Origin of the sequence: Desulfatitalea alkaliphila, assembly GCF_022968795.1 — a bacterium.
GTDB classification, from domain to species: domain Bacteria; phylum Desulfobacterota; class Desulfobacteria; order Desulfobacterales; family Desulfosarcinaceae; genus Desulfatitalea; species Desulfatitalea alkaliphila.
This window is the reverse complement of sequence record NZ_JALJRB010000014.1, coordinates 26786-52410: the sequence shown is the minus strand read 5'-3', so window position 1 is coordinate 52410 and position 25625 is coordinate 26786. Positions and strand designations below refer to the sequence as shown.

Genomic DNA, 25625 nt, shown 5'->3' with positions numbered 1-25625 from the left:
TCAAAACCCTTTCTTGTCGGCCTATGGTGTTGACGACACGCTTTTCTCCGCCTTCCCGGACTTGCGATTGTATAACATCAGCAACTTTTTCACGGTGATCGGAAATAATCCCAGAACAGCAAAGGAGATCAGCACGCCGGGAGACAGGATGCCGGACACCGAATCGATCCGGGCCAACTGCCGGCCGGCATTGACATAGACCACGGTACCGGCCAGCATACCGATCTGCGACACCCAGAAAAAGGTGAACAGCCGGATGGGCGTGAGCCCCATCACCAGGTTGATGACAAAAAATGGGAAAATCGGCACCAGTCGAAGGGAGAAAAGGTAGAAGGCGCCCTCTTTTTCGATGCCGGCATTGACGGCCGCCAGTTTCCCGCCGAATTTGGCCTGTACCCAATCCCGCAGCAGAAAACGGGAAACGGCACAAGCCAGCGTGGCGCCGATGGTGCTGGCAAAGGATACCACCACGCTGCCCACGAGCAGTCCGAACATCGCGCCGCCGGCCAAGGTCATTACCGCCGCACCGGGCAAAGAGAGGGCCGTGACAACGATATAGACGCCCATGTAGGCGGCGATCACGGCGAACCAATGGGACTGGTATAGCTGGTGGAATTTCTCTTGGGACGCCTTCAGATAGTCCAGGGAGAGATATTGCCCCAACTCGAAATATCGTAATGCGAAAAGGACGGCAATGATGAGTGCGGCCAAGGCCGCCTTGCCAACCCATCTATTGTTTTTTTGCAGTGTCATGGCTTCTCAACCTTTGCTCAGCCGTTGCCACCCGTAAAAAAGTCGCGCCCCGGAGGCAGCTGTCCTGAATGGTCATCAACAGAACAGGCATGGCGGACAGTTTATGACCCATGGTCGGAGAATCCATGAATCCCTAACGGAAAATGATATGGGCTATGATTGAGCAAACCACGGTAAATACAATGACTGTGGGTTTCCATGGCCATCAGGGCCTCTTGCCCGGAGAAGCAATCCAGGGCATATTGGCACAAATAAAGATTCCCTGCTGCCCGCGACGACGCGGCATTGACCAAATCCTCCAGCTCGCGCAACTCTTGCGCACCCCAACCCTTTTCCTTGGCCCAGGCCATGTCGCCGAAGACCCTGAGGCGCTGCCCGGTTCGTTCGGCAACCTCCGCCAAGAAGCGCGCCTGACCCGTTGGCGTGTCCATCCCCTCGGAAAAAAAACAGTCTCCGGAATGCCGGCAGGCCGCGGGGTCCACACCGCTCGACCGCATGCGCTGCACAATCTGTCCCATGCGATTATCAGGTGCCACGACACAAACCGTCTCATGACTGGACAGGCCATTGCAAATATACCCCACGGCAAGATCCAGCGCCTCGAAAGCATCCATGGGAAAGTGTGCAAGGTGAGTGCCTTCCGGCGCTTGCAGGCCGTTGTAACCCAACGGCACGCCGACGGGCGGCGACACCGGCTGGTCCCGCACCTCGAGGTAGGCGACGAGATCCTCGATTTTGAAACGCCTGGCACGCCTCGCGCCGATGCGATAGCAACGCAAATCGCCCGCGTTGGTCCACCGTCGCACGGTCATTTCCGAAACGTTCAAAAAACGAGCTGCTTGATGGATGTTGAGCAATTGCTTCATGGTACGATGTTCCCTCGCAAGGTGATTTCCCGCCGAACATCAGAGCGGTGATAAAATTGTTAATCATTGTTGTACATTGCTATTCATCATTATGTCAAACAACTTGACACGGCCGCCCCGGCCACAGCAATTCCGGCGGGCAACGGTGATTGTCGATGATCGTCAGCGGTCCGGTCCAGTAAATGACATCGGCATGTGATGTTTTATAGTGCACTTGATGCCGGCACACGCGCTGCGACCAGCGATGGATCAGCGGCGACAATTGCATCGGCTGTCCTGCCACGAAAATTGAACGGATACTTGCGAGGTCTTATATGATCGGACACAGAGAACAATGGTCCAGCCGCTTGGCCTTTGTTTTGGCGGCCGCGGGTTCCGCCGTTGGCCTGGGCAACATCTGGCGGTTTTCCTATGTGACCGGGACCAACGGCGGCGCGGCTTTCGTGCTCATATACCTGGTGGCCATCGTGATGATCGGTTACCCCTTGGTCGTCACCGAGATCACCATCGGCCGCAAAACCCAACGCAACCCCGTGGGCGCGTTTCTGTCCCTGGCGCCGGGAACACCCTGGTGGCTGATAGGGGCCATGGGGGTCAGCGCCGGATTTGTCATCCTCTCTTTTTACTCCATTGTGGCCGGCTGGGCCTTGGCCTATATTTTCAAAGCAGTGGCGGGCTTTGCACCGGACATGGACTTTGCCGGCACCTTCATGGGCCACATCGGCAGCGTCTGGCCTCCGATCTTCTGGCACGCGTTGTTCATGCTGTTGACCCTGGGGATCATCGTGGCCGGGGTGATCAAGGGCATTCAGCGCTGGGTGCGGATCCTCATGCCGGCCCTGTTCGGCATCCTGCTCATCCTGGTACTCCGCTCCCTGACACTGGACGGCGCCGGGGCGGGTGTCGCCTTCTATTTATCACCGCGCTTCGACGAGGTGACCGCCCAAACCTTTCTGGCGGCCATCGGCCAAGCCTTCTTCACCCTGAGCCTGGGCATGGGCGCCATGATCACCTACGGCAGTTATCTCAGCGAAAAGCACACGATACCCGACAACGCCGGCTGGGTCGTCGGCCTGGACACCCTCATCGCCGTCATCGCCGGCTTCGCCATTTTCCCGGCGGTGTTCGCTTTGGGCTTCGACCCCGCGGCCGGTCCCGGCCTGGCCTTCATCACCCTGCCCGCCGTCTTCGCGGCCATGCCCGGCGGCAGCCTTTTCGGTGTTCTCTTCTTCTTGCTGCTGGGCGTGGCCGCCTTGACTTCCGCCATCTCCCTGCTGGAAGTGGTCGTCGCCTGGCTGGTGGATGAAAAGCAGTGGTCCAGGCCCAAGGCGTCCCTTCTCATGGGCGCGGCCATCTTTGTCATCGGGATCCCCTGCACCCTCGGCTACAGCCTTCTGAGCCATGTGCGGTTTTTCGGCATGGACATCCTGGACACCTACGATTTTTTGGCCAGCAACCTTCTCCTACCCTTGGGGGGGCTGCTGACAGCATTTTTTGCAGGTCATGTCTGGTCAGCCCGCGAATTGTGCCGGGAGGCCAACCGGCCCGCCGGCAACATAAGGATTGGCCGCTGGTTCGGCGTCATGATCAAGTATATTGCCCCGGCCGCCATTGCCCTGGTCATGGTGACGGGGCTTTTTCAGAAATTCAGTGGGCAGTAAAAGGGGCGTTCTGGTCTGCAGCGGCAGCAAGCGGTCCAGTAATATTCAGCCTGTGTCTGCGGTCGCATTGCCGGAGCAAAGGCCGGTGGTGGTATCCTGACGTATAGGTGCGCCGCGGTCGCGCGTCAGGAGGGCGAGGCATCCGCAATCCATTTTCGCAGCAACTCCCTGTCGTCCTGCACCATGTAAGTTACCCGTAATCGGTGGCGCAACCGTCCGTTTTGCGTTTCCACCGCCAGCACCTTGCCATAGATGTCTGAAAAGCAGTGCACATCTTGACAAAAGACCAATTGCAGCTTCACATCGGTCAGGGGTTCCAGGCGGACCGGAATATCGATTTCCAAGCTCGATTCCCCGAGATAACGTGTCTCTCCTGAAATGGTTTCAGAAGCCACTTTCTTGCCCTCCAGGCGCCAAAGCGCCAAGGGCAACCGAATCTCCTGGCGCGCCTCGCGGTGCTCATCAATTTCGGGCAAAGCGATATCGTAGGGCGCTCCAACGGCCGTTACCGGGTAACAGACCAACGGTTTTTTGAAACCCTTCATCATAACCGTCATGGGCGACTGGGCGGTCACCTTGCCCCGCACTTGATCGTAGGTGGCCTCGCCCACCAGCACCTGCCCGCCGACCGTATTGGATTCGATCCGTGAAGCGACATTCACCACAGAGCCGACCAGGCCGTACTTGGTTCTGGCTTCGGACCCCAAGTTCCCCACCACCACCGCGCCCGTGTTGATACCGATCCCCATTTCCAGCGTGGGCAGCCCCTCCTGCACCATCTGACGATTCAAATGGGCAAGTGCCCGCTGCATGTCCAGCGCACATGCCACGGCACGCAGCGAGTCGTCCGGTCTGGGTTCGGGAATACCGAATACAGTGAGAATGGCATCCCCGATAAACTCGTCGATTACACCCTCATAATCGTGAATCACCTTTGTCATCGTTTCAAGGTAGCGGTTGAGGATCCGTACCATTTCCTCCGGGTCCCGATCGTCGGAAAGGTCTGAAAAGCCTCTTAAATCGGACATCAATACGGTCACTGTCTGGCGCCGGCCACCGATGTTGCGGCCGTTTGGGGATTCCAGAATCTCGTTTACAATGCTCCGGGACAGATAGCGGCCAAAGGTGTCCCTGATAAAATTGACCAGGTTCAATCGTTGCTGGGAGACCTTGATGAGGGCATCGAGCATCTTCGAGCGCGTTTTGACGATATCCCGTATCTCAAGGGCGGCATCGGCATCCAGGGGAATGTTGTCCACTTGGGGATTGGCCACATCCAATCGCAAGTTGGCGGCCGAAACGGCCTCCAGGGGTTGAATGATTTTTTTCTCCAGAAACCGTCGCAAGGTGATCATCATGAACAGCAGGATGATGATCACCAGCAAAACAATGCGCACCGCGTACCAGAACAACTCCACGGGGCCGGCATTCTCGGAAACCATCCGATACAACACCGAACCCACCAGTAGGACCGCCTCTATGATGAGAATACGCCAGAAGACGCCGGCTACCAAGATGTAGCGAATACCGGGAATACCGGCCGAAGGCTTTCCTGGCGGGTCTGAACTTTCGTTTTCCATGCGCACTATTCCAATGAGCGTTGCGGTTAAGGTTTAATGATTGTGAGCTTGGCGCACATTGTCAACAAACGATCCAGGATAATGACCTCGCAAGAAGGCAAACCGTCTGCCGGCACACCAAAGCCGTAAAGCCGGTTTCAGATACCCGGCCCTTTTGAAGAGGGAACAATATCGCCGTGACCTTTGGTCTCGTTGAGTGGAAAAAACTTACAAGAAAAAGGCGGCACCCGTTAAGAAGCGCTCGTTGCCGGACCCTTTAGTTTTGAACGAATGGTGCTCACCAAATCCATTCGGCCCTGCTTCTCGAGCGCCGGCAGGAGTTCCAAATAAAATGGTTCCCGGTGCCGGATGTCGATCCTGAAAGGCGCGAACATTTCCGGCGTGACATCGTCCGCCGCAAATGCACTGGTTTTGTGCAATGCCTCTATGGCCACCAGACCGGTCATGGTCCTGACGCATTTTTCGCACTTGCCGCAGTTTAACCGGTCCTCGACGTTGGCCAGACACACCCTGAAATTCTGGAAGGCCGGCTCCCAGTCCGCAACGAGCCGAAGTTTGTCGATTCTCTTTAAATGGGCGTCCTTGTGGGCAATGGCCAGGTCGAAACTGGAATAGAGGGGATCGAGCAGGGGATGGGAGCCGCAAGGTGCCAGGTTTTCAAGATCATAAGAGGCGGCGATGCAAAACAGGTCGACCCGTTTGGAAAAAGCGTGCCCCACCGCCGCCAGCACCGCCCCGAAAAAACGGTTCAGCCACAGGTCCCGGTCATCGCACAAATGCCTGATATTGGTGTAAACGGGAATGGCTTCAACACCGGCCGCGGTGGTAACGCGCTCCATTGCCGCGAGTCCCCGGTCGAACACGTGGTACTTCATGCCCCGGGCCACCACCCCGCCGATGTCGAAACCGTGAATGAAAAAACAGTCTTTGATGGCGCCGGGGTGCTCGGCAGGGTAGCGCAGCATATTGGCACGAAGTGTGGCAATGGAATCGATGCCGCCGGAATAAACCATTCCGGCACGGCCCCGATTGTCTATACCTGGTTTTTCAGTTACCTTTTGAGGCTCGATGACAAGCGGCTGCATGGCGCCGTTGGACCACACCCGCATCAGGGCCATGGCCGATGTCAACCCCTCCATCAACCCGGGGCAGATGCTGCCGCTAATGGCGATTCGTTTTTCTCCCAGATGGATCGCGGGAATCAGGCAACCCACCAGAAATGCGTGGGGATTGACGGAAAGGGCGCCGGCATTGGGCGCGGTGGTTTCGATAAAGATCTCTTTTTCCGGCCGATCACTGTCCTCCCAGACAACCGTTGCGCTGGTTCGAAAGCGATGGTCCGCCTCAGTCAGGTTGAAGTTCGAGATACGCATATTACCCCTGCACTTGTAGGCCCGTTATATCAACCGGTCCTCGACTTGTTTCGGCTCAGGAAAGTGGCCGCAAAATCAATGATCATGGTCGCGATATCCAAACCGGTGGCCATTTCCAACCCCTTGAAGCCCGGCGCGTAATTCGCCTCGATGGCGAATATACCATTGGTGTCGGTTTCGATGAGATCGACCCCGGCAATGCCAAGCCCTGTTGCCCGGGCGCATTGAATGGCCGTCTCTTTGGCCGCTTCGGCAAGCACGGCGGGCCGGCTGCTGCCGGACAGGCCGAAATTGGACCGAAAATCACCTTCGGGCACGGTCATCTGCATTGCCGCGGCCACTGTGCCGCCAATGACCATTACGCGAAAGTCCCTGCGCCCATTCCCGGGGGGGATGAACCGCTGCAGAATCAGACCATCACCACCCGAATCAAGATGCGCATTGATGATCTCTTGGGCCGATATCGGATTCTCCGCCAAAAACACTTCCCGACCTTTTCGACCGGACGTCTTCTTGCAAACCATGGGGTACCCCCCGAGGGTTTCCACGGCGCGAAAAAACGCCTCATCTGAATTGACAAAAATCGAATCGGGCACGCGAACACCATTTGCGGCCAGCACCTGCAGCGTGGCAAACTTGTTCTTGGCCGTCAAAACCGATGCAAGGGCGTTGACCATTGGAATTCCCGCCACCTGCAGATGAGCCAGCACGACAATGCTCGCGTTGCTGATCTGGGAGCCCTGACGCGGCAGGATCACCCCGGGCAGCTGGCCACCGGGCAGACCGCCGATGCGTAACCTTCCTTTGTCGATGCCGGCTGTAACCTTGCGCGGATCGATCAGGGCCAATGAGAACCCCCTGGCCATGGCGGCTTCCTTGAGCCGACGGTTCGGGTGATACCCCTCGTCCTTTACAGTCAGCACGCCGATGTCCATCAACGGTCAACCCCGTCTTCCAGCATCCACTCGGGTATCCAGATGCCCAGCTTTTTGCCTGTTTTCCTGCTCTGATACACCGCAACCCGCTTGGTGCGATTGTTCAAGGCGATTTTCCTGCCGCCGATGTTGTCTTCACCGATCACCGAAAACAGTTTCCGCTCCCCGATGCGTGATGTCAAGCCGGCCAACAAAGTGGAACCGATACCCCTTTTTCGATATTCGGGCTTGACCGAAGTGTAGCCGCGTTCCAAATAGTTCGCAAGGTCGATACCTGTCTGCTCCCGAACCGTTGCGAGAAACTCCGGCCGCGGGTGCTTGAGACTCGAACAGCCGACGATCTCATCGCCGTCTTTGACATAGCCGATCAGAAAAGCCCTTTCCAGGTTGGCGCGTACAAATGTCATTGACACAGAGCCGCCCGCTGCTACAAGATCGCATATGGCATCCAGGATGCCGGGTGCAAGGCGGTCGGGAGGGGAATAAAAATAGTCAAGCGCATGTTCGCTACCCACGGTGTTCACATCGAAGCCTCCTTGTTTCCTTTCCATATTTTTGAATCATCAAGGGCGATCGGGGCTGTTCAAAGCCACCAGTTTCTGTGGTTTTTGCATGCTATGATCAGGATTATAATCATTTTTGTCAGTTTTGATCCATGGAAAACACCAATGGCACGGAAATTGAGGTGCGCCCCGCGCATCTTGCAACATGCGAAAAGGTGCATCCGGTCGAGGAGGAGCGATGACCCCATCGACTACAAAATGGCGATATCCAGTTGCGTTGATCGCCTTTTTGGTTCTGTTGGCAGCCGTTGCCCCCGGCAGCAACGAACAAGCTGAAGACCGTAAAAGCATTAGCAACCAGATAGGAATGGAATTTGTTCACATCGCGCCGGGCACTTTTCTAATGGGAAGCCCTGAAGATGAATTGAATCGCAGCGAAAGCGAAATATTACACAGGGCTGTCATTGAAAACCCTTTCTACATGCAAAACACCCCGGTCACTGTGGGGCAATGGCAGGAGGTGATGGGGCGTCCGTGGTTCTTTGCGCGCCACAAGAATCCCCGTTTACCGGTGACCCGGGTTTCCTGGCATGACACCCAGAAATTTATAACGGCGCTCGCTAAAAGGGATAATCGAAAGTATCGGCTGCCCACCGAGGCCGAATGGGAATACGCCGCCCGGGCCGGCACCCGTACCGCCTATCCCTGGGGCGACAGCATCGACTGCAACAAAGCGCTTTACGCGAACAGTCAGGTGCGCGTGAAAGATTGCGTGGCCCATGTAAAAAGCATAGGGCTCAAACCCAACAAGCCGGCACCCGTCAAAACCTATGCGCCCAACCCATGGAGCTTATACGATATGCACGGTAACGTGTGGGAATGGACGGCGGACTGTTTCCGAAGCTATCTTGAACCCGAACAACCGGCCCCTTCCGACTGCACCCGACGCGTGCGCAGGGGAGGCAGTTGGTTCGGTCATGGCTACCAGGTAAGATCCGCCAATCGCGCCCATGCGCACCCGGCTGCGAAAATGCGAACCACTGGTTTCCGCCTCGTAATGGATCTCCCCTGATGCAACAGCCTATGCCGGAGATATGCTGATGCGCGAGTCCGTGCTCCACTGGTTGAAACTATATGAAGATGAGGTGGCCGTCTTCTTGTGGACCGCCGCCCTCTTGTTTTTCGTGCGCAGCTCCGGCATGATTTTGAACAATTACGCCGAAACCGTATTCCTCAAGCGTTACGGTATCGAATACATGCCCGTCGTCAATATGATCAACACGGTTGTGACCTTTTTTATCACCGGGATCATGGCGGCGTTCATGTCCAGGATGTCCGGCGCGAAGATTCTTTTTTACCTGTTTGTCGTTTGCGGCCTTGTCGTGGCCGCGATCCGCATGAGCATTCCCATGGGTTTGGAAATCATCTATCCGCTTCTGTTCATGCTCAAAAGCCAGTTCGAGTTGCTCCAGGCACTGCTTTTCTGGAACCTGGCCAACGATTTGTTCAACACCCGCCAGGCAAAACGGCTTTTCCCGCTGCTGACCGCCGGTGGCGTGATCGGGCTGATTATCAGTAGTTTTGGCACCCCTCTGCTGGCAAACCTGTTGCATTTTGACAACTTGCTCTACGTTTACCTGGCAACGACCCTTGCGGGTGCAGCTCTGGTTAAAGGGATGGGAAGACAATTTCCGTCCATCATGCTTGGTGACAGCAGGGAAAAGGGGCAACGCAAACGCAATTCTATTTCGGAAGAAATCAAACGGGTCTGGCCCTTGCTGAAGCAATCCACCCTGTTCAAAATCGTTTTGGTCTTGACCTTTATGCCCAATGTGGTGATTCCCATAATGAATTACCAATTTAATTTCGCGGTGGACATACATTTCCCCACCGAGTCGGGCATGCTCGTTTTTTTCAGCTATTTTAGGGGTTTTCTTAATATTGTCAGTCTTGTCCTGCTTCTTTTTGTGGGACGATTGTACGGTTCTTTCGGTCTACCCATTGCCCTGATGCTACACCCGCTGAATTATGCGGTCGCCTTTATGGCGTTTTTTTTGAGCTTCGGGGTTTTTTCTGCCGTTTATGCCAGAATGTCCACCAACGTACTGCGCACGACCATCAACATGCCGGCCAACTCGATCCTCATCGGCTTGTTTCCTGAATCCTACAGGGCCATGGTGCGGCCGTTTCTGAGGGGTACGGTGGTCAGGGCCGGGTTGCTGTTGGGTTCGGCCCTCATCTTGACATCCGTCAATAGCTATCATCCCAAATTTTTGTCTCTGGTGGCCCTGCCGTTTGTATTGGCCTGGTTCGCCGCTCCGATGGTGCTGAAAAAGAAGTACACATCCATTTTGACGAGTCTCGTTTCCAGTAACATGCTGGACATAAGAAGCCTGGAAGAAAAAAATCCGGGCAAGCTTTTCAAAAAAGACATTGCGGGCGAGGCGCTGGTGCAAGTTTTCTTGAACTCCACCGGGACCGATGCCATCTGGTATGCCAAACTGCTGAAAAGCCTTAATGTGGATGAAATCGATGCGTTGATTCTGAAAACCATTCCAAATCAGGACGAGGCGACACAAGTGAAGCTTGTGGAGATGCTCTCGGAAAATATCGATTACCAAACATTCAAAAACCTGCGGGCGATGCTCCCGGCAAGTCCACCAAATTTGCGGGTGTCGATCGTCAAGGCCATGAGACACATCCAGGCGGGCGAACTGAAATTACAAATGGATCTCGAAGCGTTCCGCTCCTTGATGGCGGACACGGATCCAGAAGTCAGGGGCTATGCTGCCGCCTGCCTCTACCCGTACGATCCGACCACCGCACTGAAAAAGATCAGTCAATGGCTGGCATCCGATAATGACCACTTGCTCAGAAGCGGTATCATCGCCGCCGGAGAAACAGCGCAACAGAGCAATTTCGCCCCGCAACTGGAAAGCATGATCCGCAGCGACAGGCATCCATCCCTGGCGGGTGACATCCTGCTGGCGCTGCATAAACTGGAGAGCGAACACGTCGGCACATTGGCCAAGAGCCTGCTCGATCATCCCATAGCGGATGTCCGCCATGCCGCTCTGTCCGTATTGACCATCGAAGATGCCGAGACATTCGAGACAGCGATCGACCTTCTGGGGGACGCCGACAAAAGGGTCCGCGAACAGGCAAAAACACAGATCCGGGAAGGCCGCTACATAAACGGCCAACAGCTCATCGCTTCTTTAAGCAAGCCCAATCGACATCTGCGGGAAAACATTTTCAACCTTCTGGAGACACTTCAAATCAAGAATTTGGACCTGTACCGTTTCATGGAGGGGGCGCTTGAACAATGCTACTTTTTTACGGCCAAGGCCGAAGCCCTTGGCAGATTTACAGAGAGCCAAAGCCGACAGTTGCTGGTAGATCATCTGATGGAAAAAATCGATCTCACCATGGAAAATATATTTCGCGTGCTGGCCATCCATAGCGGCGACGACCGTATGAAAACCCTGCGCAGAGGCCTTTTCTCAAAAAACAACCGGATCCGGGGAAATGCCATCGAGCTGTTGGGCGACAGCGTAGACAAACGGCTTTTCAGGATGTTCCAACCTCTGCTCGAAGGCTTTTCATTGAAGCGAACACTGGCCACCGGCAAACAATTTTTCCGGTTACCGACCTTCCACAGGGTTGAAGAGGACTTGTTTCCCTTATTATTGAACAGTCGCGATTGGATTGAGCAGGTTTTGGCCCTTTCCATTTTGCATACCCTGGCGGATGCGGGGCAGTTTGAAGCGATTTTGCGTCATACGAACACCATCACAGAGCATTGTACGTCTACCGTCACACCAGTTCAGGAGGCCGCTGACAATCTTCTGTGTGCACTGGCCAACAAGGAGACCGCAATGGAGAAAAGTGTCATGGATCGCGCATTGACCATCGCCGAAAAAATTCTATTGTTGAGGAACATTGCTATCTTCTCGGAACTAAGCGTCAGTGAACTCGGAGCGATCGCGTCTGTCACCGAGACTCGTGAATACCAGGAAAATGAAACCGTGATCAAGGAAGGGGAATCGGGCGAAGAGGTCTTTCTAATCATTTCCGGCGCGGTTTCGGTCACTAAGCACGGAGATGGGGGGAAGGAAATACAACTCGACACCATGAGTGAAGGGGACTGTTTCGGCGAAATGGCGCTTTTTGAGAAAATGACACGTTCGGCCACCATCGGAACCAGTGAACCGTCGCGCTTCCTCATTCTGCACAAACAAGCTTTCAACGAACTGGTTCGGGAATATCCGCGGATCGCGCTTGGAATTTGCACGGCTTTGAGCCATCGGCTGCGAAACCTGCAATCACGACTGGCGAAGACTGTTTGATCCTTTGGGTTGGACCCTTAAAGGAGGAAACGCCCTGATGAAAATTGCCTTTCTCATGGACCGCCTCGAATCCATCGACCCGGCATACGAAACCACGGCCGCCTTGATGTACGAAACCAACCAACGCGGCCACAGCGTCTTTTTTCTGGAACCCCATGATATTTATATACGTAAACAGCAGATCGTTGCCCGCATGAAAGACATTACGGTCCCGCCGGGTATGCCGCTTGATGACTATTGGCAGGCGATCATTGGCCAGGAAAGAGAAGAAGCGCTTGTTTTTGAATCCCTGGTCGATCTCGATGTCCTGTTCTTGCGCAAAGACCCGCCGCTCAACTACGGTTCAATAGAAATGCTGGCGCCCATTTCCGATAAAGTGTTCATGGTCAATGCCCCTATCGGCATGGTGTTCGGCAACAGCAAGCTCTACACGCTCAATTTTCCCGACCTTACACCGGAAACCCATATCTCAAGGGACCCGGTAAGACTTCGCAGAATTATCGACAACTTCGGCGGCGACATGGTGATCAAGCCGCTGGGGCGGTTCGGCGGCGAAGGGATTATCAAGGTATCCACCAGGGACCCGGAAAATCTGAACTCGCTGATCAACTTTTATGTGGGCTCCCATAGACCCTATGCCGAACGAGAACAAATCATGGTTCAGGAATACCTCAAAGCGGTCAAGGAACAAGGGGATGTCCGCATTTTACTTCTCAACGGAGAGATTGTGGGCGCCATGAAAAGAATGCCTCCCGAGGGAAGTTTCAGGACCAATATCAAAGTGGGCGGCAGTGCTTATGCCCATGATGTTTCACCTAAGGAAAGGGCGTTATGTGAACGCATCAAACCAAAACTTGTAAAGGATGGGCTTTACTTTGTCGGTATCGATGTGATTGATGAAATGCTCATCGAGATCAATTGTGTCAGCCCTGGCGGTATCCCCAGGATCAACAGGCTCAACAACTGTCGCATTGAGCAACAGGTGATCGACTTTGTCGAAGAGCAATCTGCGCGACGCCAAGAGTGATTGCAACAAAGCAGAACATGCCATACAAAAGCGCTTTAAGAATGGTTTCGGGCTGCATCCAGGCAGCCGGCCAATGAAATGAAGGATGATGATCTTGCTTGCAAAACGCCGCAAAGAGACTTTCAACCATCTCATTTTCGTATACATGCTTTTCCTTATCCTTGGCTGCGGTCCCGGCAACAGCGACGAAAACATGCTGCGTATCGGCCTGATGGAAGAACCCCGGACCACCAATATATGGCTTGCCAGCGATACCAATTCGAGAAAAGTTTTATCCCTGATCTACCAGCCACTATACACTTACGATCCGGACACGCTGGAGTTGGTGCCATGGCTGGCGGCCGCGATGCCCCAATTTGACCCTGAAACGATATCCTACACAGTTGCGCTACGCCATGCGAAATGGTCCGATGGCACTCCTGTCACGGCCGACGACGTCGTTTTCACCGTAGACTTGATCCGACGATTCAAGGTGCCGAGGTATTTTTCCCAATGGCAGTTTGTTGAAAAAACGGTTGCCGTGGATGACACAACCGTCCGGTTTTTCCTCAGCGAGCCGCGCGCCATCTTCTTGACCAAAACCCTGGTCAATTACATTGTCCCCAAAAGCCAATGGGCGCCTATCGCGCAACAAGCCGAAAACACGAAAAAACCACTTGTGGCACTTTTAAATGCAAAAATTTCAAGCCCCATGGGCAGCGGGCCTTACGTGATCGAGCAGTGGCGTCAAGGTGCCTTCCTGCATTTAATAAACAATCCCCATTTTTTCGGTAAAAATCTCGTCATCAGCAACCGCCGACTCGGTCCGTATGCCGATAGCATCCTCTTCAAAATTTACAGCACTGCCGATGTAGCCATTTTGGCCCTAAAAAGGAATGCCGTCGATTATTTTTGGTGGCCCATACAACCCGGCTACATCGATGGGCTGAGAGGAAATGAAAACACGAAAGTATATTTGAGTGACAGAAGCGCTCTCTATTACATGGGTTTCAATGTCAGGCATGCGCCCTTCTCCGATCCGGCGATCCGGCGGGCCGTGTCGTTTCTTATTGACAAGGAATTCATTATCGAGCGCGTGCTCCAGGGATTTGCCGCGCCCATGGATTCCATTGTTCCATCGGAAAACACCTTCTGGCATGCCGATGGTTTGCCTCGTTACGGCCGCGGCATGACCAGAAGCGATCGCATCAAGGCAGCCTACCGTTTGCTCTCCGAAGGCGGCTACACTTGGGATCGGCCACCGGTAAACGACGCCGGCAGCGTCGTTTCGCCTTCACGCATCATCCTGCCCGATGGGCAGCCGATGGCGGATTTCGCCATACTGACACCGCCGGCCGATTATGACCCCGCACGCGCCACTTGCGGTGTCATCATACAGGAATGGCTCAAGGACCTCGGACTCCCGGCTTCGGCCAGACCCATGTCCTTCGGCGCGCTGCTGCAGCGCATCAAGGACCGGCATGATTTTGAGACTTTTATCCTGGGCTACGGCCAGCTCTCCCTCGACCCGGACTACCTGCGCAATTTCTTTCACTCGGCCAATGATCGTCCAGGCGGCTGGAACATGAGCGGCTATCGCAATCCGGTTTTTGACCGACTCGCGGACGAATCGGGCAAAGCCATGGACCCAAGCCGACGTCGGTATCTTGTGAACGATATGCAACGGATCATTATGGCGGACGTGCCCTACATACCCCTGTACAACCCAGTGGCCATCGAAGCCGTCAATACGAACCGATTCGCCCACTGGGAGCAGATGATCGATGGCATCGGCAACATCTGGTCCATCTGCAGGGTCAGACCGCAAACGCGGCAAGCGGCAAGGGACATCGACAATTGATGCCGGAAACGACATTATGAATCTAAAACGAATGATATTCAAACGCAGTATCGAGATCCTGGTAGTGTTCTTCATCATCTTGACAGGATTGTTTGTATTGTTTCACCTCGCACCGGGAGATCCTGTTTCGATGATGGTGGATCTGACCATGACACCGGAGGACGTGGATCGACTGGTCCAACAACTAGGCTTGGATCGACCGCTTTGGACCCAGTATCTGCTCTATTTGAAAAATTTTTTCAGGGGCAATTTCGGCACCTCCTTTCACTATGGACGGCCTGTGATCGAAATCATCAGTGAACGCTTGCCGGCCACTATCCTACTATTCACAACCGCCACCATACTCGCGGCCATGGCGGGCGTCTGGTGCGGCAAACTCATTGCCTGGCACAAAGGCGGGCCTTTGGATGCAACGGTGACCATATTTTCCCTGCTTTGCAGCACCCTCTTTCTTCCATGGATCGCCTTGTTGTCCATTTGGTTCTTTGCGTTCCGGGTGGGCTGGTTCCCTTTAAGTGGCATGATAACACCCGAAATCTGGGTGCTCCCCAACTTGGGGTTTTGGGCAAAAGCAACGGATATCCTCCATCATCTATTGCTTCCTCTATTGACACTTTGCATAGTCAATACGGGTGCCTACCTATTGATCATGCGCAGCAGCATGCTCGAAACAATCAAGGAAGACTATATCATTACCGCAAGGGCCAAGGGACTCACCGAAAAGCAGGTTCGAAACCACCATGCAGCGCCGAACGCCGCACTACCGGTGATCACATCGGTGGGTCTGAGCCTTGCTTTTTCCGTGAATGGCGGGGCATTGACGGAAACAGTGTTTTCATGGCCGGGCATCGGCAGGGAACTTATTTTCGCCGTGAGCAACAGCGATTACCCCCTGGCCATGGCATCCTTTATGTTCATTGCCCTGGTCGTGCTTGTGGCCAACCTGATTGTGGACATTCTTTATGCGTATCTTGATCCCCGAATCAGGTATTAGTGGCAGTATCTTTGGTTGTGCACAAAAAGATCTTCAACGCTCAAACTGAATCTTCGGGGCACATATGCAGAGCAAAACCGAAACCGGCAAGCATGAAAGGCATTCCTACAGAGCCAAACTGCTTATCGATGCATGGCGCTTGTTTCACGATAATCTGATCGGCCGAATCGGGGTTTGCCTGCTGATTGTGTTCGGCCTCATGGCATTATTGAGCTATATCCCACCCCATGTGGATCCCATGTATCATCCCATGACCGGCGTGGATCCTGAAATATCTTATGCATCACCACCGAGCACACGTCATTGGCTGGGAACGGACAACATTGGACGGGATATTTTGAGCCAACTGTTGACCGGCGCCAGAGTCGCTTTTTTGGTGGGCATCTCATCGGCATTCATCAGCATCGTGATCGGAACCCTTATCGGCATTGTTGCGGCCTATTGGGGCAAGATGCTCGATGGCTTGCTCATGCGTTTTGCCGACATGGTCATGGTTATGCCTTCCTTGCTGGTTATTCTACTGTTGTCAGTACTCTTCGGTCAGTTGAGCATTTGGACGATTGTAATCTTGATCGCGCTTTTCCGTTGGCCTGCCGTGGCGCGCGTGATCCGTTCCCAGACCCTTTCTTTGAAGCAACGCCCATTTATTGACATGGCAAGGGTTGCCGGCGCTTCTCATCTGCGCATTATCTTTCGCCACATACTTCCCAACGTGCTTCCCATGGCCCTGTTATACATGACCTTTCGCATCACCTCCGCCATTATCGTTGAAGCAGCACTTTCCTTTCTCGGCTTCGGCGACCCCAACACGGTCAGCTGGGGGATGATGCTGCAATGGGTCTGGAAAACCGGTCATATGTTTCAAGCGCCATACTGGCTGCTGCCACCGGGGTTGTGTATTTCCTTTATGACGCTTTCCTTTTATATGATGGGTCGTGCAATGGAAGAAGTCCTCGACCCGAGGTTGAGAAGGGTTCGGAATGCCAAACATGCCGCTGCTTGACGTACAGAATCTGACAATTGTTTATCGCACCAACGCCGGACCGGTAATTGCCGCCGAGGATGTATGCTTCACCCTGGAAAGAGGCCGGGCAGTGGGTATCGTCGGCGAGTCCGGTTGCGGCAAAACCACTATCGGCATGGCGCTCATGGGCTTGCTGCCGGAAAACGGCTTTGTACAACAAGGGCGGATCATAATAGAAGACACGGATCTTCTCTCCTTGACGAAACCGGCGCTGCGCGCGCTTCGCTGGAAGAAGATGGCCATGATATTCCAAGCGGCAATGAATGCGCTTAACCCGGTCCACCGGGTGGGCGACCAAATCGCTGAAGCCATCCAAACGCATTATCCGGATTACTCAGCCGATAAAACGCGCAAAGAGGTGGCAGCGCTTTTTGATCTGGTGGACATTCCACGTAACCGGATCGATGATTACCCTCACCAATATTCCGGTGGCATGAAGCAGCGCGCCGTAATCGCCATGGCGCTTTCGTGCAAACCCGACCTAATCATCGCCGACGAGCCGACCACGGCCCTGGACGTCATCGTGCAGGACCAGATTCTGAAGAAGATAAAAGCATTTCAAGACGATATGAATATCGCCACCATTGTCATCTCACACGACATCGGCGTGGTGTCGGAAGTTTGCGACAATATCATGGTGATGTACAAAGGTCGGATGATCGAATATGGAAAGTGCGAGGAAGTATTTATGTCGCCGGCCCATCCTTATACGGTGGCCCTTTTATCTTCGCATTTGTCCCTCGACAGCACCTATGATTTCCAAGCGGATATTGAAAATATAACGGAAGCCCCAGCGGCATCCGTATTGCCGGGCGCCTGCGGATACGCTGAAAAATGCCGCCATGCCGATGTTCAATGTTTCGTCCAAACACCCGCCTGGCGCCATCTCTCTTCGACACATCGGGTCCTCTGCCTGAAGGTGGTAACAAATGATCAGTGACCAAGACCGAATACAATCACCTGCAGATATCATCTTGCGTGTGGAGAATGTCGTTAAGGCATACGAGATGCGGCATTTTTCGTTCGGCGGGTCGCACAAAACGTCTCCGGCCGTCGACAATGTAACGATCCGAATCAACAGAGGGGAAGCATTCGGCCTTGTTGGAGGGAGCGGCAGCGGTAAAACCACACTGGCCCGATTGATTCTGAAGCTCGAGCGTTTTGATGCCGGCGCTATCCACTTTGAGGATTTGAATGTGGGCAAACTGAAGGGTCCGTCATTGAAGTCTTTTCGCCGGAAAATCCAGATGATTCCACAAGACCCCTACCAAAGTCTGAATCCCTATTTTTCAATCTTCGAAACCGTTGCCGAGCCGCTTGTCATTCACCGTATTGGAGACGACAAGGCGCGCAGACGAATTGTGGAAAATGCGATGGTCTTGTCGGGCCTGACACCGGCCGCGGACTATTATGATCGCTATCCGCACCAACTGTCCGGCGGGCAACGGCAACGCGTGGCCATCGCAAGGGCCGTGGTACTGGAGCCGCAATTCATCATTGCCGATGAACCGACGTCAATGCTCGATGCGTCCATATCAATCGCCGTCTTTAAACTGCTGCACACGATCAAGCGCCGCCACAATGTGACATTTCTTTTCATCACCCATGATTTAGCGGCAGCCCGTCATTTTTGTGAACGCATTGCCGTCATGCACCGCGGCAAAATTATCGAGACCGGTGCCACGGAGAAGATCATCGGCAACCCGCAAGCGCCGTACACCAAAGCCCTGATCGCCGCCCAGCCGCGGTTCGTTTCGTTTAGAAATATTGGAAAGGAGAGTGCCAAGAAATGAGCTACCCTTTTGTTGTTTCCGTGCCGCACTGTGCCCATCGAATTCCCGAAGAAGTACGAACCCGTATGGCCCTTTCGCCGACCCAAATCATGGATGCCGTCGATCATGGCACCACCGAACTCTTTGGCGCATTGCCTGCCGCAACCGTAATGAGCGCAAAATACAGCCGTCTATTTTGCGACTTGAACCGCGATCCGGACGACACAGGCCCCAAAGGCATCGTCGCGAAAACCGATTACCACGGGCGAGAGATATTCAAACCGGGGATGTATCCCGATGCGCAAACGCTTCAGCGATGGCTTCAAATCGGTTACCGACCGTATCATGAAACCCTGGCGAAGGCCGTCCAGCGCAAGGACATCATCGGATTGTTCGACTGCCACAGTTTGAACGGTATCGGCCCGGCGGATGCACCGGATGCCGGCAAGAAACGGCAAGATGTGATCCTCAGCAACAACGGCGGCCCGATGGGAGTACAAACACCTTCCTTTGGTCAAACAAGCTGCCCGCCTGTGATCATGCAAATCGTCAAATCCGCCTTCGAGCAATTCGGCTTTTCCGTGGCGTTGAACACCCCCTACAAGGGTGGATTCATTACCCGCCATTATGGCGTGCAGCTTTTGAAGAAAGGTGGGTTCGCCATACAGATCGAAATGAATCAGGATCTTTATGTCGATCCACAAACAGGTCTCTGCAATTCGGTCCTAACAGATGCAACCGCTTCCCGGATCCGTTCCGTGTTCGCATCCATATACCGGCGGTTTGAATGAAGCACCGCAGATACGCCTGAAACTCGCCCCATATGCACGCCGAGGGATACCAACCGAAATAAGCCGCACAATCCCGGGAGCATCCGCATTGGAACAGCACCGTTAAGAGATCGGTCGATAGGATACGAACTTCGCGTTCACAGCTTACCGCAAAGCCCGCTGCAACGCAGTTGCCTGCTCGAGCAAACCCGCTTCCCACTCATAGGCCAGGGGATCGGCGGCCACCACATCGCCTTCGATGGCCTCGGCGATCATGCGGGCGCTGCGGGTCGAAAACTGGGGTTGGACGAAAATGACTTTGATATCCGCCGCCCGGGCTTCCAGAATCAATTGTTGCAACTGGGCCGGTTTGGGCGCCTTGCCCTCCACCTCGATGGGCACCTGAAGCAGACCATAAGTATGCGCAAAGTACCCCCAGGAGGGATGAAACACCATGAATCGCATGCCCTGGTGATCGGTCAGCATCTCGGCGATGCGCCGGTGCAACCGGTCCAGCCGATCGACGAAGGCTTCGTGGTTGGCCTGGAAGACGGCCGCGTGTTCCGGTAGTTCCTCTTGCAGCGCCGCCAGGGTGTGGCCCGCCATGATCTTGACCAGGGGCGGGGCCAGCCAAATGTGGGGATCGAGGGCTGCCGCGTCGTCATGGGCGTGGGCGTGCGCATGGACCTGGGCATGGGGATGGGGGTGGTCGTCGTGGTGGTGATGGGCGTGGGCGTCCATCGCCATTTTTTCGATGCCCTGGTCCATGGCCACCACCCGCATGTTGGGATTCACCGATTTGAAGCGCGGCAGCCAGGCCTGCTCGAAGGCCACGCCCACACTGAAATAGAGGCGCGCGCCCGCCAAGGCGGCCATCTGCGCCGGCTTGGGTTCATAGGTGTGGGGCCCGGCCCCCGGCGACACCATGACCTGCACCTGCACCAGATCGCCGGCGATCTGGTGCACGAAGTATTGCTGGGGCAGGATGCTGACAAACACCGTCAACGAATCGTCCGCCACAGCGTTGCCCACCGCCAGGCATAGCAGAAAAACCAAAATGAGGCTGATGCGCTTCACACCCATTTGCTTACGCTCGCTTTCACTGTATCGAACCGTTTCCGGTCCAAAAAATTGTTATTTGCTGCAGGAAGCAGAGAGGGAAGACGTTCCGCTTCATGGAGGCCTGCTGAGCGTCCACTTGACCTGCATCCGACGGCCTGAAGTGCGTGATCATCATCGCAAGAGCCGCTTTTGGCCGATGCGTCAGCTGCACCATGCAAACGTTATGGCATGATCACAGGAATTGCAATAGGGCCGCGGCCGACAATACGGTCGGGCGGACGGGGGCGGATGAGCAGCGCAGGGTGTTCAAGGTTCCGAGAGCGCGATGTGCGGATTAGGCTATTCGGCCGGTTGCGCGATGGAAGGCATCGAACCTGCGCGGCGCCGGGGGTCGTTGAACCAGGCGGTAAAATCGTCCGCCGGCAAGGGCGGGCTGATGTGGTACCCCTGGGCCAGGTCGCAGCCGACGCGGGCCAGAAAATCGTAGGCCGCCTGGCTGTCCACCCCTTCGGCCACCACCTGGATCTCCAGGTTGTGGGCAAGGTTCACCATGGCCTTTACGATACCGGCCATGCGGGTATCCTGGGGCAGGTGGCGTATGAAGGCCTGATCCAGTTTTATGCCGGTGATGGGTAAGGCGTTGAGATATTGCAGGGCGGAGTAGCCGGTGCCGAAGTCGTCCACGGAGATGGCGATACCTGCCGCGGCCAGATTGGCGAGCTTTTGGATAATGCGTTGGGCATCCACCATGAGCGCGCCCTCGGTGATCTCCAGCTCCAGGGCCGCACCGTCCACGCCGTGGCGTTCCAACAGATCCAGCACCATTTCGGTGAAGCCGGGTTGCAGGAGGTTGCGCGTGGAGACATTGACCGCCACGGTGACATGGATGCCCTGCCGCTGCCATTGCACCCATTGGACAAGCGCCTTTTCCAAGGCAGTGGCCGTGAGCAGGTCGATGAGGGTGCTGGTTTCGGCGCGGGAGATGAACTTATCCAGAGGCACCAGGCCGCGCTCCGGGTGATGCCAGCGCAGCAAACCTTCCACCCCGTGCACGGCACCACCGGCAATGGCCACCTTGGGCTGGTAGTGAAGATCGAGCTGCCCCCGGTTCAGTGCTTCATAGAGCTCCCCCAGGATGCGCAGATTCTCCCGGGCGGTGGCGGCCATCTCTTCGGTGAAGGCGACCACCGCTCGTCCCTTGTGGCCGGCTGCCAAAAAGGCCGCCTCGGCATCCTGCAAAAAGGTTTCCGGAACGGCCAACGGCCGCTGAAAGGTGGTGTGGGCGGCGCGCACATCGCCATGCAGGGAGATTTCGCCGAGCTGAAAAGGTTTGCGCGACCGCAGGCTGGCCATCTCGATAAAGGCGTCCCGCTCCAAACGATCACTGATATCGGTCACAACCGCCAGTTGATGGGGGTTGGTGCGATAGATGCCGCCACTGCCCGTCACCAGCAGCGGCGCAATCCGCTCAGCCAGTTGGGCCATCACCTGATGGATCACGGCGCGCCCGTAGACCGAGTGCAGCTCCAGGCTGTTTTCCAGGGAGAAGAGCACCAGTGTGTAAGGGCCGTCACCGCCATGTCGGCGCCGATCCTCCCGGCCCAGAAACTCCAGCAAGGCATACCGGTTGCGCCGTCCGGTGGGGGTATCGTGGCGCAGGGACCAGTTGACCTGCCGCAGGTGGGAGAAAACCAGGTCGCTGAAGAGCCCTCCCAGGAATCCGATCAGAACGAAAAAGCCCGTCCGGTAGAGCCAGTTGAGGGTCTCCTGCATCTCACCGGTTTGCACGTCGATGGGCATGTAGGGCCCCAGGGCGAAGCCGCCCAGCAGTCCCGCCGCCACGCCGCCCCAAGCGCCGTAAACGATGGCCGCCAATAGAATGGGAAGATACATGGAGTGGGAGTAGACATATTTGATCCCGCCGGTCGCATAAACCAGGGTGTAAACACCCGCCACCATCAGCAACAGCAGCGGCGCCATACAGCGTTTGACCGATCGGGTATGGCCCTCGATCCAGTTGAAAATATCGATGGTCGCCACGCGAACCCTCCATTATTATGCCATCTTACCCATAACATGGCGGTGTGCCAAGGGAAAAGGGCGGCGATGGCGCACGGGCAGACCGGAGGGTGGAGGACGCCGGGCCACAGGGTTCTGCTTATTGTTTCCAGGTCTTATTTCAATACCATATAGCCGTCTTGATCCCGGCGCACCTTGGAGATGCCGGGGAACTCGCGCTCCAATTCGTTGAGGATGGCGTCACGGCTTTTCACTTTGCGCAACAGTCGGTCGCGCTCGCTCTCCAGGTCGATGGCTTCCAGGGCACGGCGCAGGGTGATTTTCAGATCGTCGTCATCCCAGGGCTTCTGGATGAACTTGTAGACCCCGGCCGCATTGATGGCCTGCACGGCGATTTGAATCTCGGTGTGCCCGGTGAGCATGATGGTCAGGATGTGGGGATGGCGGTTCTTGACCGCCTTGAGAAAATTCAGCCCGTCCATTCCCGGCATGTTGTAATCGCTGACCACGAGACTGACCTCCCGCCCTTCCAGTAGCGTCAGCCCCTCTTCCGCGTCGTTCAAGGTGTAAAGGGTGTAGGGTTCCTTGCGCAAAGCCCGTTGAAAGGCCCTGAGCACGGCGGTTTCGTCATCCACGATCAGTATGCTGTGTTTTTGCATGGGTCGCTCCGTCAGGGGGTCTCCGACACGGGGGACAGGGGAACGCCGCAACGGGCGCAGTGCCGCCAGTCCCTGGCCAGCAGTTGATTGCATTGTGGACAGGTGCGCACCAGTTCCCGCCCGCAAAAGGGGCAGTAAGGGTGGCGCTGCTCCATGGGGGATCGACAGAAGGGGCAGGCAATCTCGGCAGCGTTCTGGGGGCCCAGCACCCGCAGCACCTCCTCGCAAGTGGTCACGCCGGCGCTGATTTTACCGATGGCGTCGTCCAGCAACGTGCGCATCCCCGTGAGCCGGGCGGCGTGCAGCAGCTCGGGTTCGGTGGCGTCCTGGTGGATCATGCGCTTGAGCTCACCGTCCACCACAAAGAGCTCGTAGACGCCGATACGTCCCCGGTAGCCGCTGTTGTGGCAGTGCCGGCAGCCGGCACCCTTGAAGGCCTGGAACTCGGAGACAGCGATCTTCAGGGACCGCAACATGCCGGGGGCGGGACGCTCCGGCTCGCGGCAGTGGGGACAGATTTTACGCACCAACCGCTGGGCGATCACCCCCACCAGGGCGTCGGCGATCACGTAGGAAGCCAGGCCCATGTCCCGCAGCCGGGTGATGGCGCCGATGCTGGAGTTGGTGTGCAAGGTGCTGAGCACCAGATGGCCGGTCATGGCGGAGTGGAACGCCACTTCGGCGGTTTCGTGGTCACGGATTTCCCCCAGCATGATCACATTGGGGTCCTGGCGCAGGATGGAACGCAACACGTTGGAGAAGGTGAGGCCGATCTTGTCCCGCACGTTCACCTGCTCGGCCATGTTCATGTAATACTCCACCGGATCCTCGATGGTGGTAAAATTTTTGGTGATCCGGGCGCCCCGGCGCAACATGGCGTAAAGGGAGGTGGTCTTGCCGCTGCCGGTGGGGCCGGTGGCCAGGATAATCCCCTGTGGCAGTTCGACGAATTGGGTCACCAGCGCCAATTGCTGTTGGTCGAAACCCAGTTCCTCCACATCCTTGCTGGCGGCGTTCTTGTCCAGGATGCGCAACACGATCTTTTCGCCGTTGATGGTGGGCAGGGTGGAAATGCGCATGTCCACCATGCGGGTGGCCGATTTTACGGTGATGCGCCCGTCCTGGGGCCGCCGCCGCTCGGCGATGTCCAGCTCGCTCATCACCTTGATGCGCGACACGATGGCCGGGTGCATGTTCAGCGGAATGTGCAGTTTGTCGGTCAGCAGGTCGTCGATGCGGTAGCGCACCATCACATACTTGGTCTTGGGCTCGATGTGCACGTCCGAAGCGCCGTGGCGCAGGGCGTCGGAGATGATGGCATTGACGATGCGGATGGCCGGCGGCTGATCCTTGGCGCGGATCAGCGCCTCGACGTCCTCGGCCTCGTCCGCCTCCTCCAGCACGATCTCGATCTGCTCGGTGGGATCGCTCAGGTCCAGCTCGGAGAGAGTGTCCTCCAGATGGTCCACCTCCCCGTACAGCTCGCCGATCTTCTCCAGGATCTCCTGCTGGCCGGCGCTCACCGGATGAATGGGCATGCCGGTGATGAAGGAGAGATCGTCGATCTTCATCAGGTCGGTGGGGTCGGCCATGGCCACGATCAGCCGCTGCCCGTCCGGCTTGAGGGGCACCAGCAGATTCTTCTCGCACATCTCCCGGGGAATCAGATGTGCCAGGGCCTCGTGGACTTCGTAATCCTTCAGGTCCACCCGTTGGGCGTCGGTGAAGCGGGTGATGATATCCAGCAGGGTCGGTTCGTCCACCACGCCCATTTCAATCAGGGTCTTGGGCAGCACCTGCCGACTGCGGGCTTGAATGGCCAGGGCCTTTTCCAGAACCGCGGGGGTGATCAACTGCTGCCGCACCAGCAGATGGCCCAACTGGCTTCGGTGGGTGCCCACGAAATGGCTCAGCCGTTTGATCTCCTTTTGCTGGGTGGCGGCCTTCTTTTTCAAGCGTTTGTTTTCGTGGATCAGGTCGTACTGCTCCAAGGCGAGGCCGACGGTCAGGCGCAAATCGTGGTCGTTCCACGGCTTGGTGATGAATTTGTAGACCGCGCCTTCATTGACCGCCCCCATCACGGCATCCACATCGGCATAGCCGGTGAGCATGATGCGGATGGTGGCCGGATATTCATCCTTGATTTGCTTGAGCAGCTCCGCGCCGGACATGCCCGGCATGCGGTGATCGCTGATCACCACCTGCACCGGTGAGTGGGTTTGCATCATGGCGAGGGCTTGGTCCGCAGATCCGGCGGTGAGCAGCCGATAGTTTTCCTGGCGGAAGACCCGTAGCATGGCCTTGAGCACGTTGGGCTCGTCATCCACGAAAAGCACGGTGTATCCCGGCTCGGCCGCGGCCGCAGGCGGCGTTTCCTGCGGCAGGTCCGACGCCGGCGCCGGCGATTTGTTCAGGAATAAAGAGGCCAGACGGGACAC

General features: G+C 56.0%; 20 protein-coding genes. 10 read left to right on the top strand and 10 right to left on the bottom strand.

The genetic code is table 11. The annotated features are described in order from the left end of the window. Positions 1-21: 21 nt before the first annotated feature. Positions 22-753 (bottom strand): TVP38/TMEM64 family protein, encoded by a 732-nt coding sequence (locus MRX98_RS13045; protein ID WP_246909386.1) that lies wholly within the window; start codon positions 751-753, stop codon positions 22-24. Between the two features lie 101 nt (positions 754-854). Beyond that, a complete protein-coding gene (locus tag MRX98_RS13040) occupies positions 855-1619 on the bottom strand; it encodes an MEDS domain-containing protein (RefSeq protein WP_246909378.1) in 765 nt (254 codons plus the stop codon). A 314-nt stretch (positions 1620-1933) separates the two neighbouring features. On the opposite strand from MRX98_RS13040, the gene MRX98_RS13035 reads away from it, so the two are divergent. Next, complete coding sequence (locus MRX98_RS13035; RefSeq protein ID WP_246909370.1) at positions 1934-3280, top strand: sodium-dependent transporter; 1347 nt, start codon at positions 1934-1936, stop codon at positions 3278-3280. A gap of 125 nt (positions 3281-3405) precedes the next feature. Here the strand turns inward: MRX98_RS13035 and MRX98_RS13030 are convergent, their stop codons facing one another. From MRX98_RS13030 to MRX98_RS13015, 4 genes are all read right to left on the bottom strand, one after another. After that, positions 3406-4860: an adenylate/guanylate cyclase domain-containing protein gene (locus MRX98_RS13030; protein WP_246909368.1), complete on the bottom strand. Its 1455-nt coding sequence runs from the start codon at positions 4858-4860 to the stop codon at positions 3406-3408. Between the two features lie 230 nt (positions 4861-5090). After that, the gene (locus MRX98_RS13025; protein ID WP_246909365.1) at positions 5091-6233 is read right to left on the bottom strand and encodes a hypothetical protein; all 1143 of its coding nucleotides are present in this window, start codon (positions 6231-6233) and stop codon (positions 5091-5093) included. 29 nt (positions 6234-6262) lie between these two features. Continuing rightward, positions 6263-7156: an ATP-grasp domain-containing protein gene (locus MRX98_RS13020; RefSeq protein ID WP_246909363.1), complete on the bottom strand. Its 894-nt coding sequence runs from the start codon at positions 7154-7156 to the stop codon at positions 6263-6265. Between the two features lie 11 nt (positions 7157-7167). Then, on the bottom strand, positions 7168-7575 hold the full coding sequence (locus tag MRX98_RS13015; RefSeq protein ID WP_246909351.1) for a GNAT family N-acetyltransferase: 408 nt from the start codon (positions 7573-7575) through the stop codon (positions 7168-7170). 334 nt (positions 7576-7909) lie between these two features. Between MRX98_RS13015 and MRX98_RS13010 the strand changes: the two genes are divergently transcribed. The 9 genes from MRX98_RS13010 to MRX98_RS12970 all read left to right on the top strand — a co-directional run bounded on the left by MRX98_RS13010 (position 7910) and on the right by MRX98_RS12970 (position 19468). Further along, positions 7910-8743 (top strand): formylglycine-generating enzyme family protein, encoded by an 834-nt coding sequence (locus MRX98_RS13010; protein WP_246909349.1) that lies wholly within the window; start codon positions 7910-7912, stop codon positions 8741-8743. Positions 8744-8771: 28 nt separating this feature from the next. Then, positions 8772-12020, top strand: a complete 3249-nt coding sequence (locus tag MRX98_RS13005; RefSeq protein ID WP_246909347.1) for an Npt1/Npt2 family nucleotide transporter — start codon at positions 8772-8774, stop codon at positions 12018-12020. A gap of 37 nt (positions 12021-12057) precedes the next feature. Further along, complete coding sequence (gshB, locus tag MRX98_RS13000; protein WP_246909346.1) at positions 12058-13047, top strand: glutathione synthase; 990 nt, start codon at positions 12058-12060, stop codon at positions 13045-13047. An 85-nt stretch (positions 13048-13132) separates the two neighbouring features. After that, complete coding sequence (locus tag MRX98_RS12995; RefSeq protein ID WP_246909343.1) at positions 13133-14887, top strand: ABC transporter substrate-binding protein; 1755 nt, start codon at positions 13133-13135, stop codon at positions 14885-14887. Further along, entirely contained in the window at positions 14811-15881 is a 1071-nt protein-coding gene (locus MRX98_RS12990; protein WP_246909341.1) for an ABC transporter permease, read from the top strand. The genes MRX98_RS12995 and MRX98_RS12990 overlap by 77 nt, the downstream gene beginning before the upstream one ends. A gap of 64 nt (positions 15882-15945) precedes the next feature. Beyond that, on the top strand, positions 15946-16884 hold the full coding sequence (locus MRX98_RS12985; protein WP_246909333.1) for an ABC transporter permease: 939 nt from the start codon (positions 15946-15948) through the stop codon (positions 16882-16884). Further along, positions 16871-17845, top strand: coding sequence for an ABC transporter ATP-binding protein (locus MRX98_RS12980; RefSeq protein ID WP_246909332.1), 975 nt, complete (start codon positions 16871-16873; stop codon positions 17843-17845). Before MRX98_RS12985 ends, MRX98_RS12980 begins: the two co-directional genes overlap by 14 nt. Next, positions 17835-18698 (top strand): ABC transporter ATP-binding protein, encoded by an 864-nt coding sequence (locus MRX98_RS12975; protein WP_246909330.1) that lies wholly within the window; start codon positions 17835-17837, stop codon positions 18696-18698. The genes MRX98_RS12980 and MRX98_RS12975 overlap by 11 nt, the downstream gene beginning before the upstream one ends. Further along, positions 18695-19468 carry an N-formylglutamate amidohydrolase gene (locus tag MRX98_RS12970; RefSeq protein WP_246909312.1) on the top strand — a complete coding sequence of 258 codons (774 nt, stop codon included), beginning with the start codon at positions 18695-18697 and terminating at the stop codon, positions 19466-19468. Before MRX98_RS12975 ends, MRX98_RS12970 begins: the two co-directional genes overlap by 4 nt. 144 nt (positions 19469-19612) lie before the next feature. Here the strand turns inward: MRX98_RS12970 and MRX98_RS12965 are convergent, their stop codons facing one another. The 4 genes from MRX98_RS12965 to MRX98_RS12950 all read right to left on the bottom strand — a co-directional run bounded on the left by MRX98_RS12965 (position 19613) and on the right by MRX98_RS12950 (position 25625). Beyond that, entirely contained in the window at positions 19613-20530 is a 918-nt protein-coding gene (locus MRX98_RS12965) for a metal ABC transporter solute-binding protein, Zn/Mn family (RefSeq protein WP_246909310.1), read from the bottom strand. Positions 20531-20848: 318 nt separating this feature from the next. Then, positions 20849-22549, bottom strand: coding sequence for a putative bifunctional diguanylate cyclase/phosphodiesterase (locus MRX98_RS22190; RefSeq protein WP_246909302.1), 1701 nt, complete (start codon positions 22547-22549; stop codon positions 20849-20851). A 134-nt stretch (positions 22550-22683) separates the two neighbouring features. Next, on the bottom strand, positions 22684-23187 hold the full coding sequence (locus MRX98_RS12955) for a response regulator (RefSeq protein ID WP_246909300.1): 504 nt from the start codon (positions 23185-23187) through the stop codon (positions 22684-22686). A gap of 11 nt (positions 23188-23198) precedes the next feature. Beyond that, a complete protein-coding gene (locus MRX98_RS12950) occupies positions 23199-25625 on the bottom strand; it encodes an ATPase, T2SS/T4P/T4SS family (RefSeq protein WP_246909292.1) in 2427 nt (808 codons plus the stop codon).